Annotated in this window: 8 protein-coding genes and 2 tRNA genes; 9 read left to right on the forward strand and 1 reads right to left on the reverse strand. The window is 38.8% G+C overall.

The features are described 5' to 3' along the window. Positions 1-21 precede the first annotated feature (21 nt). From C511_RS0101790 to C511_RS0101820, 7 genes are all read left to right on the forward strand, one after another. Positions 22-3963, forward strand: a complete 3942-nt coding sequence (locus C511_RS0101790; protein WP_374048554.1) for a two-component regulator propeller domain-containing protein — start codon at positions 22-24, stop codon at positions 3961-3963. A gap of 305 nt (positions 3964-4268) precedes the next feature. Next, on the forward strand, positions 4269-7268 hold the full coding sequence (locus C511_RS0101795; RefSeq protein WP_024995360.1) for a SusC/RagA family TonB-linked outer membrane protein: 3000 nt from the start codon (positions 4269-4271) through the stop codon (positions 7266-7268). A gap of 22 nt (positions 7269-7290) precedes the next feature. After that, positions 7291-8865, forward strand: coding sequence for a RagB/SusD family nutrient uptake outer membrane protein (locus C511_RS0101800; RefSeq protein ID WP_024995359.1), 1575 nt, complete (start codon positions 7291-7293; stop codon positions 8863-8865). Between the two features lie 77 nt (positions 8866-8942). Then, complete coding sequence (locus C511_RS0101805) at positions 8943-11573, forward strand: family 43 glycosylhydrolase (protein WP_027317699.1); 2631 nt, start codon at positions 8943-8945, stop codon at positions 11571-11573. Between the two features lie 5 nt (positions 11574-11578). Then, positions 11579-12547, forward strand: coding sequence for a glycoside hydrolase family 43 protein (locus C511_RS0101810; protein ID WP_027317700.1), 969 nt, complete (start codon positions 11579-11581; stop codon positions 12545-12547). After that, positions 12544-13539, forward strand: a complete 996-nt coding sequence (locus C511_RS0101815) for a family 43 glycosylhydrolase (protein ID WP_024995358.1) — start codon at positions 12544-12546, stop codon at positions 13537-13539. The genes C511_RS0101810 and C511_RS0101815 overlap by 4 nt, the downstream gene beginning before the upstream one ends. A 24-nt stretch (positions 13540-13563) precedes the next feature. Beyond that, positions 13564-15594 carry a hypothetical protein gene (locus tag C511_RS0101820; RefSeq protein ID WP_027317701.1) on the forward strand — a complete coding sequence of 677 codons (2031 nt, stop codon included), beginning with the start codon at positions 13564-13566 and terminating at the stop codon, positions 15592-15594. A 532-nt stretch (positions 15595-16126) separates the two neighbouring features. Here the strand turns inward: C511_RS0101820 and C511_RS0101825 are convergent. Beyond that, positions 16127-16199: transfer RNA gene (locus C511_RS0101825), tRNA-Phe, on the reverse strand. Between the two features lie 130 nt (positions 16200-16329). Here C511_RS0101825 and C511_RS0101830 point away from each other — a divergent pair. Further along, positions 16330-16402: transfer RNA gene (locus tag C511_RS0101830), tRNA-Pro, on the forward strand. 175 nt (positions 16403-16577) lie between these two features. After that, positions 16578-18932, forward strand: a complete 2355-nt coding sequence (locus C511_RS17130; protein WP_024995357.1) for a PAS domain S-box protein — start codon at positions 16578-16580, stop codon at positions 18930-18932. The last annotated feature ends 150 nt before the right edge of the window (positions 18933-19082 follow it).

Genomic DNA, 19082 nt, shown 5'->3' on the forward strand with positions numbered 1-19082 from the left:
AATGACTATATGATATCAAAAATGGTAAGATTATTCCTTTTTTTGTGCATAATGGCTTCATTGCCTTCCTATGCGCAAAATAATATTCATTATTATTTTAGAACTTTAGATATAAGAAACGGGCTCTCTCAAAATACTGTTTATCAGATTCTACAAGATAAAAATGGTTTCATGTGGGTAGGGACCAAAGATGGTTTGAATAGATATGACGGCCTTTCTTTTCGGGTTTATAAGAAGGAAAATTCAACCTTAGGAAAGAATTTTATCACGGCACTTTATGAGGACCATAAAGGGAATATTTGGGTGGGTACTGATGGGGGAGTTTATATCTATAACCCAAAATTAGATTCTTTTTCAGCTTTCAATCAAGTTAGTAACAGCGGAATATGTATAAAGGATTTTGTGACTATGATAGGAGGTGATGAACACAATAATATTTGGATATCAGTAGAAAATCAAGGCCTATTTTCCTATCGTGATGTTGGTAAGGAGTTGACTAATTATTTGGGGAATTCAGGTTTAGCCAATGTGACTCGTTTTTGGCTTAGTGGAAAGACCTGTTGGCTAGCTTTATATGCTGATAATCTTTACTATTCAAAAGATAATTTTAAAACAGCTTTAAAACCATTTAGAAATTCTGAAGGGGAAGAAATATTTAAAGGTGACATAATAAATTGGCAAGTAAATGGACCGCATAATTGTGTTTACGTTGCTTCAGTCAATGGCTTAACTGAAATAAATCAGACAAGCGGTAAAACCAGAAGGCTATTGAATGCATACGTTCGTACGCTACAGTTTAAATCAGATGATGAGTTGTGGGCAGGAACAGAAACCGGCTTATACATTTATAACTTAACAAGAGATGTGTTAACTCATGTGACGGTTCCCAATCAAGATGATTCTTATGCATTATCTGATAATGCCATTTATTCTCTTTGCCGTGACAAGGAAAACGGTATGTGGATTGGTTCATACTTTGGAGGAGTCAACTACTATCCCTATCAATGGACTTATTTTGAGAAGTTTTATCCCAGAGATGATTTGAAACATTTTGGTCGTAGAGTTCGAGAAATTTGTGAAAGTAATGATGGGACATTGTGGATTGGAACAGAAGATAAAGGTTTGTTTAACTTTAATCCAATGACAGGTAAGATTGAACCTTTCGAACATCCTGCGATTTATAAAAACGTACATGGACTCTGCTTAGATGAAGATGAACTATGGGTTGGAACTTTCTCGGGGGGCTTGAATAGAGTGAATTTACGAACAAAGCAAGTTAAACACTATTCCAAAGGTGATACTGAAAACTCAATGATGGCTAACGATGCTTTTACAATTTGTAAAACAGCCTCAAAAGATATTTGGATAGGAACAACCTCAGGCTTACTAAAATACAATCGAAGTACAGATGATTTTATGCGCATTCCTCAACTTAGAAACATGTTTACTTATGATATATTAGAAGATTTCAATGGTAATCTTTGGTTTGCTACTTTCTCTAATGGTGTATTTTGTTATAATGTACGTAACCGTAGATGGAAAAATTATCAATTTGATAAGAATAATCCTTCTTCATTGCCTTATAATAAGGTTATAGGTATTTATGAAGATAATAAGAAACGTTTATGGTTTATGACTTTAGGCGAAGGTTTTTGCCGATATAACCCTCAGACAGACAATTTTACCCGCTACAATATGTCGCAAGGATTTCCTAGTAATACCATTTATGAAATGATTGATGACAACAAAGGGAATTTATGGATTACAACAAATAATGGCTTAGTCTGTTTTAACCCGGAAGCAGATACTAAACGAGTATATACAACTGCAAATGGCTTGTTAAGTAATCAATTCAATTTTCAATCGGCATTTCGAGATAAAAAAGGACGCATTTACTTAGGAAGCATAAATGGATTTATTGTTTTTGATCCTGAGACATTTGTCGAAAATAGTTTTCTTCCTCCTATCGTTATTACTGATTTTTATTTGTTTAATAAACGTCTTTCAGTAGAGAGTCCAGACTCTCCTCTGAAAGGCAGCATTACATATTTGGACGAAATAGAACTTGACGCTAATCAGAATTCATTTTCTCTTCAAGTTGCTGCACTAAGCTATCAGGCTCCTGAAATGAATCGTTTAGAATATAAATTGGAAGGGTTTGACCGTGAATGGTATGCTGTTGGACGCAATTCTATTATTAATTATTCAAACCTGCCTTACGGAACTTATGTACTTCACATCAAAGGCTCTAATAGTGATGGAAAGTGGAATGCGGTAGAGAAAATTTTAAATATACGTATTCGCCCGCCATTTTATTTATCGCCGTGGGCTTATGCTGTTTACATTATACTTACTCTTTGCTCTTTGTTGAGTCTTATTGTGTTTTTTAGAAAAAGAACACGGCAAAAACATGTTCAAACAATGGAGAGGTTTGAACGTGAAAAGGAGAGAGAATTATACACCGCAAAGATTGACTTTTTTACGAATGTAGCTCATGAAATTCGTACTCCACTTACATTAATTAAAAGTCCATTAGAAAATGTTTTGACTTCTCGTTCTATTTCTGAGGATATAAAGGATGATCTTGAAATAATGGATCTTAATACTAATCGCCTGCTTGATCTAGTAAATCAGTTGCTTGACTTCCGTAAAACAGAGACACAAGGTTTTCAATTAAACCTTATAGAGTGTAATATTCCTGATATTTTGCAGAAAACATATAGGCGATTCAAACCTATGGCAAGACAGAAAGGTCTTGAACTTACTGTTGATTCTCCCGAAACATTATTTGCTTCTGTTGATGAGGAGGCTCTGACTAAAATAATTAGTAATTTGCTTACTAATGCTATTAAGTACTCTGATAAGCAAATATGGATTAAGCTTTATGCTGAAAACAGTGAACTATATTTATCGATGTGTAATGATGGGAATATAGTACCGTTGGAAATGCGTGATGAAATCTTTAAGCCATTTATACAATATAAAGCGGGAGTGCTGAATACGGCTTCTGGTACTGGCATCGGATTGGCTTTGGCGCGCTCTTTGGCTGAATTACACGGAGGAACGCTTCACATGAATAATTCTTTAGATAATAATTGTTTTTTGTTGATGCTTCCGCTTGAGCATGTTCATTCAATGAATCTCAAGATCAATAAAACAGAATCAGATGAAGATAATTTGAAAGAATACGCATTACAAGTTCAGACCGGAATGTTCCGTTATACATTGTTGGTCGTTGAGGACAGTCTTGAAATGCAGGCTTTTATAGTCAAACAATTATCTTCTGAGTATCAGGTGTTGACGGCAGAAAATGGTGTAGAAGCGTTGACAATTTTAGAAGAAAATACGATCAATCTTGTTATATCAGATATTATGATGCCTGAGATGGATGGACTAGAGCTGTGTGAGCGTTTGAAGTCCGAACTTGATTACAGTCATATCCCAATTATTCTGCTTACTGCTAAAACAACTCTTCAGGCAAAGATTGAAGGGATGAAACTAGGTGCTGATGCTTATATAGAAAAACCATTTTCAGTTGAGTACCTAAAAGTTTGTGTCTCTAATCTTTTAAATAATCGGGAGAAACTCCGGGCTTCATTTTTGCATTCTCCTTTTGTGCAAACTAATAGTATGGCCATGACCAAAGCTGATGAAGCTTTCCTAAAAACATTAAACGAAATAGTTATTGCTAACTTGCAAAATCCCGATTTCTGTTTAGATGATATGTCTAGTCTGCTAAATATGAGCCGATCAAGCTTAAACAGAAAAATAAAAGGTATTTTAGATATGACTCCTAATGATTATATTCGTCTTGAACGTCTCAAAAAAGCGGCCCAGCTTTTGAATGAAGGTGAGTGCAAGATTAATGAAGTGTGCTACATGACCGGATTTAATACACCGTCTTATTTTACTAAATGTTTTCAAAAACAGTTCGGTGTCTTACCTAAAGATTTTGTGAAATAACAAACGGATTGATTACAAAGATAGAACAATTGAGTCACATATCGTAGTATGCCCGACAAGAGGCGTTTTTTGGATTTATAGTTGTATAGATTGATAAGATATTTGCATCTTGTTTTATTAGATGAAGATATCTTTGAATCCGAAAAACCAATCAAATTGTGATACTATGAACCAGAAGCCTATGACGTAAAATTCCAATCAAGTACCTGTCTCTAACTAAATTATAAAGACAGGATTCTTTTCTCAAAATTGTAACCCAAAGCGGAATCTGTTTTCCGCATAGTTCAAAATCTAATTCTATAAAGATGATCAGGAAAATTTTATTCTTATTATTTGTTGTTTCCGCAGTTACAGTCTACGCACAAGAAGTGACGATTACGGGTACTGTAACAGATGTAAATAACGAGCCTTTGACAGGTGTAAATGTCATTGTCAAAGGTACTACGATGGGTGCTATTACTGATGTTGAGGGGAATTTCTCCCTTAATGGAAAGAAGGGCAGCATACTTGTTTTCTCCTATATCGGTATGCTTAATAGCGAACTACCCTACAAAGGCAGTCCAATGCGTGTTGTGATGAAAGACGATGCAAAGACATTAGAGGAAGTTGTCGTTATTGGATATCAAACCGTGAAAAAGTCAGATTTGACAGGAGCTGTAGCTGTTGTCGACACCAAGGAAATGAAGAAGAGTGCAGCAGGAACAATTGTAAGTCAGTTGCAAGGTTTGGCTAGTGGAGTGAATGTACGCAGTACCGGTAGAGCGGGTGCAGATGCCTCCATTGAAATCCGTGGTATAGGATCTTTAAGCAACAACTCTCCTTTATGGGTCGTTGACGGAATGATAACAGATCCGGGTGTGGACTTCAATCCTTCGGATGTAGAGTCTATTCAAATTCTAAAAGATGCTTCGGCTGCTGCAATTTACGGTTCAAGAGCTGCTAATGGAGTAATCATTGTTACTACTAAGAAAGGGACGAAAGGCCCGATGAAAGTGAATGTAAGTGCCAAGGAAACATTTGAATGGAGTCCGAAATATGATTTGATGAATGCGGCAGAATACATTAAGTATAATGACATTGCTTATAAAGAAGCAATTAAAGATGGTATTGCTTCTGTTACTACTACTCAACAACATTCATCTTATGACACTAACTGGCAGGATGAAGTTTTGAAAACGGCTTTGGTTCAGGATTATAACGTGTCGCTCTCTGGTGGTGGTGATTCGGGAAGCTATTTCGTGTCGGCAGGATACTATAATAATGATGGCGTTTCTTATGGAAACACCTTTGATCGATACAGTTTCCGTGTAAACACGCAAGGGAAAAAAGGCTGGTTCTCTTTTGGCGAAAATATGGCTTATTCGCTTACAAATACAGATCCTAATCAGACAAATACATATAATGATTTCCTGCGCATGATGCCTACTATTCCCTTGTATGATGAAAATAATCCCGGAGGATATGGCTACGGTGATGCTGCTAAGTATAATACATTTGGAACAAACCCTATTGCGCGTGAGAACCTGGAAGAACGTCATATCAGACAAAACCGACTGAATGGCTCTTTGTGGTTGGAATTCAAACCTTTCGATTTTCTGTCTTATAAGTTTAATGGAGGAGTTGATCTTTACTTCTATGAAAACTCATGGTTCCGGGGAGAAGGAAACTGGACTCAGAATCAGGAACATCGTGACCCTGAAGGGCAAAAAGCTCGTGACAATACTTATAATATGTTAGTGGAGCACACGTTGAATTTCAATAAAGATTTTGGAAAACATCATGTTGATGCTGTATTAGGTACAACATATCAAAAGCACGAGTGGGAAGGCTTGTGGGCTTCTCGTTTGAACTTTCCTCTTTTAGGTGATGGTAGCTATCTTGAAGTTTTGAATGCCGGACAAAGTAATCAACAAAATTCAAACAGTATTAGCAAGAATGCTATGATATCTTATTTGGGGCGTGCCAATTATAATTACGATGATAAGTACTATCTGACTGCAACTTTTCGGCGCGATGGAACTTCACGTTTAACCAAGGAAAATCGTTGGGGAACATTTCCTTCTTTTTCTGCTGCCTGGAGAATATCAAAAGAGAAATTTTTCAACTTACCTTGGGTGAATGATTTAAAAATAAGAGGAAACTGGGGCCGTTTAGGAAGTTCCTCCATTGGTGACTGGGATTATTTGGGAACCATAAACCAAAGTATTGTAACTGTCTTTGGCGGAGCGGTGGTTCCTGGGTCTACTCAAGTGAAAATAGTAAATAGTGGACTTGTTTGGGAAACAAAAGAAACCGTCAATATCGGTTTTGATGCTAGTTTTCTGAAACAGCGTCTTACACTTAGTGCTGAATATTATCATTCAAAGACGAAAGATGTACTGACAGATATGCCAATAGCAATATCTACTGGTAACCAAGGAGGAGCTCCGAAAGCCAATGCTGCTAGCCTTAAGAATCAGGGCTTCGAATTGAGTCTTGGTTGGAGAGATCAAATAGGAGATCTTAAATATAGTGCAATAATGAATGTTACCACCTTAAGCAATAAGGTCATTGATTTAGGTTACGGAAAAGGACAAGTCGACTCAGGGCAAGCCAGAACCGTTCTTGGACAATCTTTAGCAGAGTTTTATTTATACAAGACTGATGGCATTTTTAAGTCACAAGAGGATATTGATAATTACATCACTTCGGGAGGGCAACCAATACTTATTAATGGTAAACGTCCTCAGCTTGGAGATGTGAAATATATGGATGAAGATGATAATGGCCAGATAACTGCTGAGGATCGTCAATTCTGTGGAAGTCCGTGGGCGAAGATGCAACTATCACTTGTACTTAATGCTGAGTGGAGAAACTTTGATTTTAGTATGATGTGGAATGGGCAATTCGGAAATAAAATTTATAATGTAGCCCAATGGCAGGGACGTTTATTCTCTGATAATTCCAATTACATTCGCTTTAAGAAAGGAGAAGAACCGTATCAGGTCAATCCCAATTCAAATACACCTCGTATCATTTACGGAGATCAGCGTAATTCTATGGATGCCGACCGGTTCCTTGAAAATGGTTCTTATCTCAGAATGAAGAATGTTTCTGTGGGTTATAATTTCAAGAAAGAGTGGCTTACTAACTTGGGGATTGAGAAACTACGCCTGTTTGCAACCGGAAGTAACCTGATAACATTTACCGGATATTCAGGTCTCGACCCTGATTTCGTTAATACGAATATATGGAATAGTGGAACAGATAGTTTTTCATATCCTAATACTCGTTCTGTTATGTTCGGTCTTGATTTGACTTTTTAACTTATCAATTTAGCTTAATATTATGAAGAAAATATATGGATTATTGATTGTCGGTGCATTGTCTTTGTGTACCGGATGTAGCTCCAGCCTGCTGGATATTGAAAATCCCAATGAAACAACAATTCCTACTTTCTGGAAATCAGCTTCAGATGCTGAGACTGGAGTTAATGCTTGCTATAGCTTCTTGTATAAAGAAGGTACTTGGATGCGCTGGTTGTCTTTTCGCTATGACTTGGCGTCTGATGAAGGATGGAGTTCTTCTCCCTGGATAGAATTGGGCGATTGGACCCGTTTCCTTTATACAAATTATAATTTTTACGAAGGGAATGTAGTACATTGGGAACATTTCTATGTCGGTATTTTCCGCTGTAACCAAGTATTGGCCAATGTTCCCGGTATTGAGATGGATGAGACCGAGAAGAATCAGGTATTGGCTGAGGCCTCTTTTTTAAGGGCTTTATGGTATTTCCAGATAAATCTCTTGTGGGAAAAAGGGACGTTGGTACTAGAACCTCAAGATGCTAATTACGTACCCAAAGATGCTTCTGAACAAGAAATATGGGATCAAATAGAGAAGGACCTGGTTTTTGCAGCAAGCAAATTACCCGAGTCATGGGATGCTGCTAATTTAGGAAGAGCAACTAAGGGTGCTGCTAAAGCGTTGCTTGGAAAAGCATACATGCAACAACACAAATTTGATCTTGCAAAAGAAGAATTGAAATGGCTTGTTGATAAAGAAGGTTCTTTGTATGGACTATTGTCTAATCGGGAAGATAATTTTACTGATCTAAACGAAAACAACAAGGAAGGTATCTTTGAAATTCAGTTCTCGGACCTGAACAAAGGGGGTACAGGTAATGATGCAAGCATGGCCTTTGGTTTTCAACGTACTCAATTCTATGCACCCAGTGGAATTGGTTGGGGCGACGGTAAGGCCCGTCGTTGGTTAGTTGATGAGTTCCTCAAAGAGAAAAGGGCAGATGGCAAGAATGATTTACGTTTATATAATAGTATTCTTTATAAAGGTTTTGCAGCTGATTTCCCTGATCAGTCGGCCAAATATTACAACTATCAGGCTTCTAGCTGGCCCGCCGGCTGGGGACAAGATTCTCAGGATTGTTATATCCGTAAATACAACACCTCTTACTATCGTGAAAGAGAAGATTATTTTGCACGAAACAACTATCGCATCATGCGCTATGCCGACATTTTAATGAACTACGCAGAATGCCTTGTTGAAACAGGCAGTAGTGTGACCGATGCGGCAGTGTATGTTGATAAAGTGAGAGAACGAGCTGGCTTATCTAAACTGAAAGATAGTCCTTGGAAAGAAAGCTTGAACTCTAAAGAATCCTTTATGAAGCGCCTTCAGACAGAACGAACCTTAGAACTTTGTTTTGAAGGTTGGCGATGGGCTGATATTAAAAGATGGGGATTACTTGATACGCAAGCCAGTATTGATGAACTGAAAGTTCGAGACAAAGACTTTACTAATTTCGTTATAGGCAAACATAAACGTATGCCTATTCCTCAGAAAGAGGTGGATATCAGTAAAGTAAACGGTGAACCACAGCTTACTCAAAATCCAAGTTACTAAATCATAAATGGAGACTATGCCAAGAATACTTTGAATGCTTTTGGGCATAGTCTCCGTATATATAAACAAATACATTTATGTTTGTTAGTCGAAAAGCAATATTGCCTTTTTTATTTGCTTGTTGTAACTCTTTATTTGCCCAGAACATTCAGAACCCTGTACTCACGGGAGTTGCAGATGCCGGAGTAATGAAATATAATGGCAAGTATTACCTTGGAGGAGTTCGTACAAACGGAGATTTCTATGTATCTAAAGATTTGACCCATTGGAGTAAACCCATTCATGTTGTGTCAATGAACAACGATTGGAGTCAAAACACTGGGGCAGACAATAGTCAGATTCATGCAAATGACATGCTGTATTTAAATGGGCAGTTCCATTTATATTGGTCGGTTAATTATTGGGGCAAAGACAAGCATGCCGTCCATATTGTACATGCACAAAGTCAGCATGTATTGGGACCCTACGTGGAACCCGATAAAAAAAGTTGGATGGACAATCGCATAGATCCCAAGTTATTTAAGGATGATGATGGGCAACTTTATATGTATATGGTGCGGTTTACTGATGGAAATACCATCTGGGCACGCAAAATGAAAAACCCTTCACAGTTTGCCGGTGACCCTGTATGTTTATTTGCATCATTACCCAATACGTGGGAAACAATAGATAACAGAGTGGCAGAAGGCCCTTGGGTAATCAAGTATAGACAACGCTACTACATGATGTACAATGCAAATCATACCTCAACACATTGGGGTAATTATCAACTGGGAGTGGCTGAGGCCGACTCACCTTTAAGTTTTCAAAATGGTAACAAATATAGTTATCCGGTTGTAGAAAGTAACCAATCTATTCTGGAAGAAAATTACGTAGATGTTTTGAGATATGATGGTAAGTATAATCCTTTTTTTGCTTATACAGAAACAAAACCATTGGGAGGTTGGACGCTCCCTGTTTACAAGGATTCTGATTGGAAACAAGGAGAAGGAGGATTTGCTGCAGAAGAAATAGCAGGGTCGACCACCCGAAAATTTGGGACCAAGTGGGACTCTTCTTTTTTATGGCTTCGGAAGAACTTTACAGCACAGCAAACCAGAAATTTGGCTTTGCGTGTGTTGCACACGGGTGATACTAAAGTTTATTTGAATGGACTATTGATTTATGAAAAAGGGGGTAGCAATTATTGCATTGTAAATTTAGAACCCAAGCAATGCGCTATTCTCAAAGAGGGCAATAATCTATTAGCTATTGAAACCCAAAGAGGGCATTCGCCGTTTTTTGACGTTTCTTTGTTTGACATGAGAAATGATAAAGCTGATGATATTCTCATGACACCCGGACAACCTAATATTCTCAGAGGACCCAATGGCTTTGAATGGTGGCTGGTTTACATGGCAAATAAGAACAACGACCAAAGAGGGCAATACATTAATCGCGTTCAGTTCTTTGATAAAACCATGTATGTTGACGGAATAACCGGTCCTCAGACAGCCGGATATCATCCCACACCTTCTTTGCCAACGTTCTCAATGAATATGGAAACAACCTCGTTTGGTGTACTGAAACAATTAAAACCATCAAATGCCTATTTGTTCGAAACTGCCATTAAAACTACCAGAAACGCAGGTGTGGTTGCTTGGTGGCAGGATGAAAATCATTATGCGCGGGTCGGTTTAGATGCTGGCAGTCAGTGCTGGTATTTACAAACATGCATGGGTGGTTCTAAGTCCACACAAACTTTCCCCTTACCTACCGATTTTCGTTGGGGTGTATATCATCATTTTCGTGTGGAGAGAAATATGGGAATATTGAAGGTCTGGCTTGATGAAATACCGACCCCACAAAAACATCTTTTTTCAGATATAATTCCAGCTTTAACTCCCGGAGTTCCCGGAGTGTTTGATGAGTCGGGAAATGCGACTTTTGAAGGCGTAACTTACACCATCGGCTTCGACGACGAAGAGGTTGCACTACCTGCCGAAAGAGAGATACTGAAAGGAGAATTGCTTTGCCAATACGAATTGAGTTTTCAACTGTCCGGTTTATCCGAACAATCTGTTTCGGGTTCATATCCGATATATGTTGATAAGGACAATTATGTGAAAGCATTTTTTAATGGCTCCACCCGGATGTTTGAAGTGACTGCTGTAAAGAAAGGACAGAGTTTGTGGCACAAAAAATATTCTCTAAGTTGTATACAAACAGTTTATCCTGATGTGAAGTATACTGATTTTATAGAGAAGAACTATCGTTTCTCATCTCCTTGTTTAATTGATACCCTTTATTTAAATCGTCATGATGCAGATCATAAATCGACATTCGTTGATGATATGTTCAGCTTATTTACAATTGAATATTTACAAGAAGGTAAATGGCTGCCCATTAAGAATCAACTGGTGGAGATTGCAGCTCATCCGGCTTTTAATCGTTTGTCAGTAGAGCCAGTAAAAGCAGAGGGCATTCGTTTCACAAATAAAAACGCAGAAGACATTCAAAGGCACATTTATAAGTTGCGAGTTCATCAACAATTTAAAGACTCTTATAATTTTCGTGCAGTGAGGCGAAATGACAAACTCTATTTATTTGTTGATGGAAAAGAAATTGATGAAATTGAGATTCAATATCCGGCATCACGTATTGGTCTTTGCACAGGAAAGACACCGGTTACTTATAACGGAATATTATATTATCACATAGAAAAATAAACCACATGAAAAAACATTTGATTTTTATTTATCTGTTGGCTTTGGGAACACTAACTCCTTGCCACTCGTGCGCCTCTGAATATACGAACATTGACGATGTTATTGTTGATGAAGTAGAACTTCCTGTCCCTTTGGGTGATCCGTTTATATTGTTGCATGAAGGTATTTATTATGCTTACGGAACGCATGCTGCCGATGGAATAGAGGTGTATACCTCCAATGATTTGTTGACTTGGAAATACAGTGGGATGGCTCTTGATAAAAAGAATTCATATGCCGATCGCTGGTTTTGGGCACCGGAAGTTTATGCTGTAAACGGGAAGTTTTATATGTATTATTCTGCAGATGAGCATATTTGTGTTGCTACGGCAGATTCACCGGCCGGACCTTTTGTGCAAGCAAAACAAGAACCAATGATTGCTGATGAAAAGTGCATAGATAATTCTTTGTTTATAGATGAAGACGGGACTCCTTATCTCTCTTTTGTTCGATTTAATGATGGCAATAATGTGTGGATTGCTGAATTAGACAACGATTTGGTAACGCTGAAAAAGGAGACGATGCACCCATGCATTCACGTTTCTCAGTCGTGGGAGGAAGTATGGCCCCGGGTAAATGAAGGTTCCTTTATCATCAAACATAAAGGTCTTTATTACCTGACCTATTCTGCCAATAGTTATGAAAGTCCCTTCTATGGTGTTGGGTGTGCTACTGCTGCAAATCTTATGGGTAATTGGAGCAAATATGAGGAAAATCCTTTGTTGCAGAAACCAGGAGATTTAACAGGAGTGGGTCATAGTGCCTTGTTTACTGATAAATCGGGGAAATTACGCATTGTTTATCATGCTCATAAAGATAAAAACAATATCCATCCGCGTGCTATGTACATTGGCGAAGTGTTTTTTGATAATGTGAATGGAGTTGACCGTATGAGAATCAGTCATGAATACATAACCCCTAAATTAATAAAATGAAAAAAGATTTATTCGTATTGGCTTGTTTTTGTTTGGCATCCTGTTCGTCATCGGCACAAGATGAACGGCCAGAAGAAAAAGGGGATTATTATAAAAACCCTGTTGTAAATTATAGCTTGCCAGATCCTTCGGTCATACAAGGCGACGATGGTTATTACTATTTGTATGCGACCGAGAATATTCGTAACCTGCCCATTCATCGATCTAAAAATCTTGTTGATTGGGAGTTTGTTGGAACTGCTTTTACTGAAAGTACTCGTCCTTCCTTTGAACCTAAAGGAGGACTGTGGGCACCTGATATTAATAAAATAGGCAATCTGTATGTACTATATTATTCTATGTCGGTATGGGGCGGGGAATGGACTTGCGGCATCGGGTGTGCTACTGCCGATAAACCTGAAGGTCCCTTTACTGATCACGGTAAAATGTTTCGTAGCAATGAAATAAATGTGCAAAATTCCATCGATCCTTTTTATATAGAGGAAGGTGGTAAAAAGTACCTCTTTTGGGGTAGTTTCAGTGGTATATATGCCATTGAACTTTCGGATGACGGGTTGGCTCTTCAGAAAGATGCTGTTCCGCAACAAATAGCCGGAACGGCTTACGAAGGGACTTATATTCATAAGAAAAACGGTTATTATTACCTTTTTGCTTCTATCGGAACTTGTTGCGAAGGTCTCAAAAGCACCTACACCACGGTTGTTGGACGATCAGAAAGCCTCTTAGGCCCTTACGTGAACAAAAGCGGGGCGAGCATGATGAACAACAAATACGAAATATTGATTCAGAAAAATAACACTTTCGTTGGTGCCGGGCATAATTCAGAGATTGTGACTGATAAAGTTGGGGATGACTGGATGTTTTATCATGCAGTAAGTACAAAGAATCCCGAAGGACGCGTACTGATGATGGACCGGGTAGAATGGAAAGACGGCTGGCCCGTAGTATCCGGAGGATCTCCTTCAACAACATCCAACAAACCGGTATTTTAATAATTACATAAAATAAAAATAAAAATGAGAGTAAAAAGATTGTTCTGGGGATTTATGCTTCTGGTAGGTATTACTAATACAGAAGTTCTTGCTTATGCTCAGGAAGGTGTTTCGGCTTCCGTTTCCCTAAAAACGCCGGGTAATGATGCCCGGCATTATTCGCTGTCTCTTTTGAAGCAACCTGATGGTTCGTATATTTGCCAGTTGCCTGAGAAATTGCCGCTGATCATTAGTCGTCAGGTGTTTGATATGAATGGCCGACAGCGTATCACTGTTGTTATCAAAGCGTTGGATAATGTGTATTTTAATTACGGTGAACAACTTAAAACGGGCTATAATCATACTGATTGCCAATTTTATATGCCTGGGTTTTGGTATCGCCGCAACTTACGTTCTCCTAAAGAAGCACCTTCTTTTCATTCTTCGGACAGTTGGCTGGTTCGGGAGGATCGTTTAAGTACACCGCTTACGGCTGTCTATAATACAACAAATGGGAAGTCGGCTTCGGTTATTCGCATAGATGCATTCAATAAAGAGGCACTTACAACTCATAAAGAAGGCGAAATTATTCTGTCGGGCGCAACCTCTATTGGTTACACAGGATTCCAGAATCTGAATGGCATGACAGTGCTTTCTTACGGTTTTCCTTATAAAGAGGCTCCTAAAACTTACATTCGTAAATTAACACTAGCTCCTGCCGTTGAAGCTTTTCAATTACTAAAAAAAGGTGAAAGCGTTCAATTAACGTGGGAACTGGCTCATGGTGAGTCTGCTGATTTTTCCGAATTTGTTCAGCATACTTGGGAATATAGCTATGACACTAACCGTCCGAAGCCTGTTGAAACTCTATTTTCCGTTGACCGCATGAAAGAAGTTATGAGTAATTTTTTTGTGGAAAGCTATGTGGGGGAAACTCCGACTCATTATTATTCAGGCGTTGAACTAGAAACTTCTACTTGCGCTAATACAGACGTTGCCGAAGTTGGCTTTGTGGGACGCACCTTGCTTAATGCTTATAATGCGTTGGAATACGGCGAGCTGCAGAATCGTGCCGACTTAATTAATAATGCTGTGAATATATTCAATACCTATTTGCAAAATGGTTTTTCTGCTGCGGGCTTTTTTAACGAAGTAGTTCACTACAAACGCGGTAATATAGAAAGTAATCACAGCATTCGTCGTCAGTCCGAGGGGGTATATGCAGTGCTGCATTACCTGAATTACGAAAAACAACACAAACGCAAACATCTTGAGTGGGAAAAACGCGTAAAAGCAATGCTTGATAGTTTTTTACGTTTACAAAATGTCGATGGAAGTTTTCCACGTAAATTCAAAGATGATTTCTCTATAGTTGATGAAAGTGGTGGCAGCACACCATCGGCCACGTTACCATTGGTTTTGGGATACAAGTATTTCAAAGATAAACGCTATTTAGCCAGCGCCAAACGTACGGTCGATTATTTGGAAAAGGAATTGATATCGAAAGCCGATTATTTTTCATCGACTCTTGATGCCAATTGTGAAGACAAAGAGGCCTCCTTGTATGCCGCTACTGCGGCTTATTATCTGGCTTTGGCTACTAAAGGAACCGAACGGTTGCATTATACTGAATTAGCTAAAAAAGCCACTTATTTTGCGCTTTCATGGTATTACACCTGGGATGTTCCTTTTGCTGAAGGACAGATGTTGGGTGACATAGGACTGAAGACGCGCGGCTGGGGCAATGTTTCTGTGGAGAATAATCATATTGATGTGTTTGTTTTTGAATTTGCCGATGTGCTGCGCTGGCTTTCCAAAGAATGCAACGAACCTCGATTTGGTGAGTTTGCCGCTGTTATTTCAACTTCTATGCGTCAGTTGTTGCCTTACGAAGGTCATATGTGCGGCATTGCTAAAGTAGGTTACTATCCTGAAGTTGTTCAACATACCAACTGGGATTATGGACGCAATGGCAAAGGGTACTATAATAATATATTTGCCCCGGGTTGGACAGTCGCTTCCTTATGGGAGCTGTTTACTCCCGGACGTGCTGAAAAGTTTATATTAAACCGATAAAGTGTTTGTTCTCGGTCTCTTTATCAGTGGCTTCTCCACTGCTGAAGGAGGCTTAGCTCCTTACTTTATCTGAGTAAACAGTTTACAGCTGGTTGCAAAACTTCTTGTAGACCCGGGTGTAGGGCATTGGTACACCCGGGTCTACAGACCGTGTACATGGGGGTGTACAAACTGTGTACATCTGGGTGGAGACGAAATTTGCTCACCTGCAAAATAAATCGCAGAATCGTGCTGATGGAAAACCTTATATATAAGAGATAAATAGCTATATGCTTGTAAGGAATCACTGCAGAAAAGTTGGTGATACTTGGTGATACTTGGTGAGGCTTTTTTTTAGCCAAGTGTCACACGAAATGGTTTGATTATCAGTGTGTTATAAGGTTGGTGATACTTGGTGATACTTTTTTTCATACTTTTTATGTAGAGATTAGGTCATTACTAGTCCGTTTGGTGATTTTGTCCAGAGCCATAAAAAGATCATTTTATGGCACAAAAAAAGCAGTTACTTGTTGTAACTGCTTGATTTGTAAGGTGGTGCCACCAGGAATCGAACCGGGGACACAAGGATTTTCAGTCCTTTGCTCTACCAACTGAGCTATGGCACCTTGCGTGATTGCGGGTGCAAAGATAGATATATTTTTTAATACTGCAATATCTGCGTGGATTTTTTGCAAGAAATTTAGTCGATTCTTTGCCTATTTAATTTTTTGATTTACCTTTGTGCCCGCAATTGATCGGAATGTAGCGCAGTTGGTAGCGCACTACGTTCGGGACGTAGGGGTCGGGCGTTCGAGTCGCCTCATTCCGACATATAAGGTCTGGTTCTCAATGAATTAGGCCTTATTTTATTATGTAGCATATTCTTTGTGTCTCTATTTAATTGTTTTTTAAGTGAATATGCATACATTTGCGTGTATCATTTGTTATATCTTAAAGCTCAAACAATCAGACAGGTTATTTTGCAACTTAGCGGTCCACATAATATGAACTTTATTTCCGAAGAACGGTTAAATCAGCTAATGGCTGACGAACTTGATTTCCTCTTTATCATGGATATGGACGGAAAAATACTCTTTACCAATATTGCTACACATTCTTTGCTGGGTTATGGTAATGAAATAGTGGGTTGTAATTTCATATCATTGTATCTACCGCAACATCGTGAGGAAGTGGGAGTCATGTTTCCGTTGGCGGCCAAAGGTGATGTGGAACATTGTCCGTTTCCATTGCAGAAAAAAGGACGAGGTGTGGTGCCGGTTGATACCAAATTCTACGTGGGATGGTGGAATGAAGAAAATGTATTGGTTGCTGTAGCGACTAACCTTTCGGCTCACCACTTTACTCAGGAGGTCTTTTATCACATCTTTAATTCGGCAGAAATAATGATGGTTCTGACTTCAACCGATGGCAGATACATCTATAATGCCAATCAAACTTTTCGTAAGGCTAGCGGTTATACTATTGAAGAGTTGTCTGGTCAGGAACTGACGGATATTGGTTTGTTTCTGAATGAAGAACGTTTCCACAGAATTATGACTAGGTATGTGAAGACGGGTACGGCAAAAGGGGAGGCGACTGTAAAAACCAAATCGGGTGAGTTAATGACTTGTCTCTTTTCCATTGAAAATATTAAGATTAGTGATAAAGACTATCTGTTTGCTGTTGCAACAGATATTACCGGAAGGAAGCAGGTGGAAACTAAGATGCGCTATCTTCTCTACCGACAAAAGCTGTTAGCAGATGTTGCGCAGTTATTTAATACAACTGTTGATTTCAATGATACGATAAATAAAGTGCTCCATTTGGTAGGAATGCATTCCGGAGTTAGTCGGATTAATATAACAAAGGTCATTGATGACGGAAAGTACTATTCTACTATTTATGAATGGTGTGCCGAAGGAATTAGTCCTTTAATAGAGTTGACAAAACGAGTTTCTGTTGATTCAATTCCAGATTGGAGCAAGCAACTATCAGAGTTGGGTAGTGTCTTGATTGACTTTAAGAATGTGACTGATATCTCTGATGATTTGAAATCTTTTCTGCAACAAATAGGGGTAAAATCAGTATTAGCCTATCCGCTTTATGTACAAAACATATTTTGGGGATTTATAGCTTTTGACGATTGTGTGAGATGCAAAGTGTGGCAGCCCGAAGAACGCCATCTGATGCATGTTATTTCTAGTAACATTGCCAGTGCTCTCGACAGAAAGGCGTATATTGAACAGTATAAAAACAGTGAACTACGCTTGCGGATGGCTTTAGCCGGTGCTAAGGAGGGTATGTGGGATTGGAATCTTATAACCGATGAAGTCTATTTTACGGATAGTTGTTTCACCATGTTGGGATTTGATGCCGGTGAGGTGGAGCCTACAAGCCGTCATTGGAATGAATTGGTGCACCCAGATGATTGGCCGCTGGCACAAAAAGCTTTTGCAGAACATCGGTTGGGTGGTACTGAATTCTACGAGATTGTATTTCGGGTAAGGACCAAAGATGGGGGATGGAAGTGGATACTTGACCATGGTAAGATTGTTGAAAGCGATACTAACGGGGTACCTACACGGGCTGTTGGAACGCATATTGACATGACTCAACAGAAAGAAACAGAACACAAGCTTCAAGAGTTGCTTACTACTAAGGATAAGCTTTTCTCTATCATTTCTCATGATTTGAGGGGACCAATAGGTAGTTTCATGCAAGTAATTGAATTGTTGACCAGCGACGTGGAGATTGCTCCGGAAATGCAGGCTGAATTGTTGAATGAACTGAAAAGTATGTCGCGCAATACTTATTATTTGCTTGAGAATTTGCTCAACTGGTCGCGTTCGCAGCGAAGTGAAATTGAGTATGCGCCGCGCATGATACTAGTGAATGATGTGGTAACCGAGAACATTTCTTTGCTAAAAGGTACAGCATTGCAAAAGGATATCATCCTGAAATTTGATACAGAAGTTTACGTGAATGCTTTTGCTGATTACAATATGGTGAATCTTATTTTGCGTAATTTGCTTTCAAATGCTATAAAATTTACTCCGCAGGGAGGCATTATTGAGGTGTTACTGACTCATGATGATGAATGGGTAGCGGTTACCGTGAAAGATAGTGGAGTGGGAATGTCGCAGGAGGTAGTTGAAAAGTTGTTTGAACGCGATCATTATCATTCTACTTATGGCACGAATAATGAAAAAGGTTCGGGATTGGGTTTAATGCTTTGTAGTGACTTTGTTAAAAGAAACGGTGGTTCATTAAGGGTTGAGAGTCAATTAGGCAAGGGGAGCTCTTTTATCTTTACGCTTCCATTGCATGGCATACCCGAAGGTGAATCTTTGGTCTTATAATTAGTTTTTCTTAATATGCTGACATTCGTAATTGGAATGTTTGCTTGATTTTATTTCATGGGGGGATTTGTTTTTAATGACTTATGGCAAGGTTTATGGGCTCTGCCGAGTTATAGTCATGTGTGTTATTCAGAGCCCCTGTGATAATAT

This window comes from Bacteroides graminisolvens DSM 19988 = JCM 15093, assembly GCF_000428125.1.
In the GTDB taxonomy this organism is placed as follows: Bacteria; Bacteroidota; Bacteroidia; order Bacteroidales; family Bacteroidaceae; genus Bacteroides; species Bacteroides graminisolvens.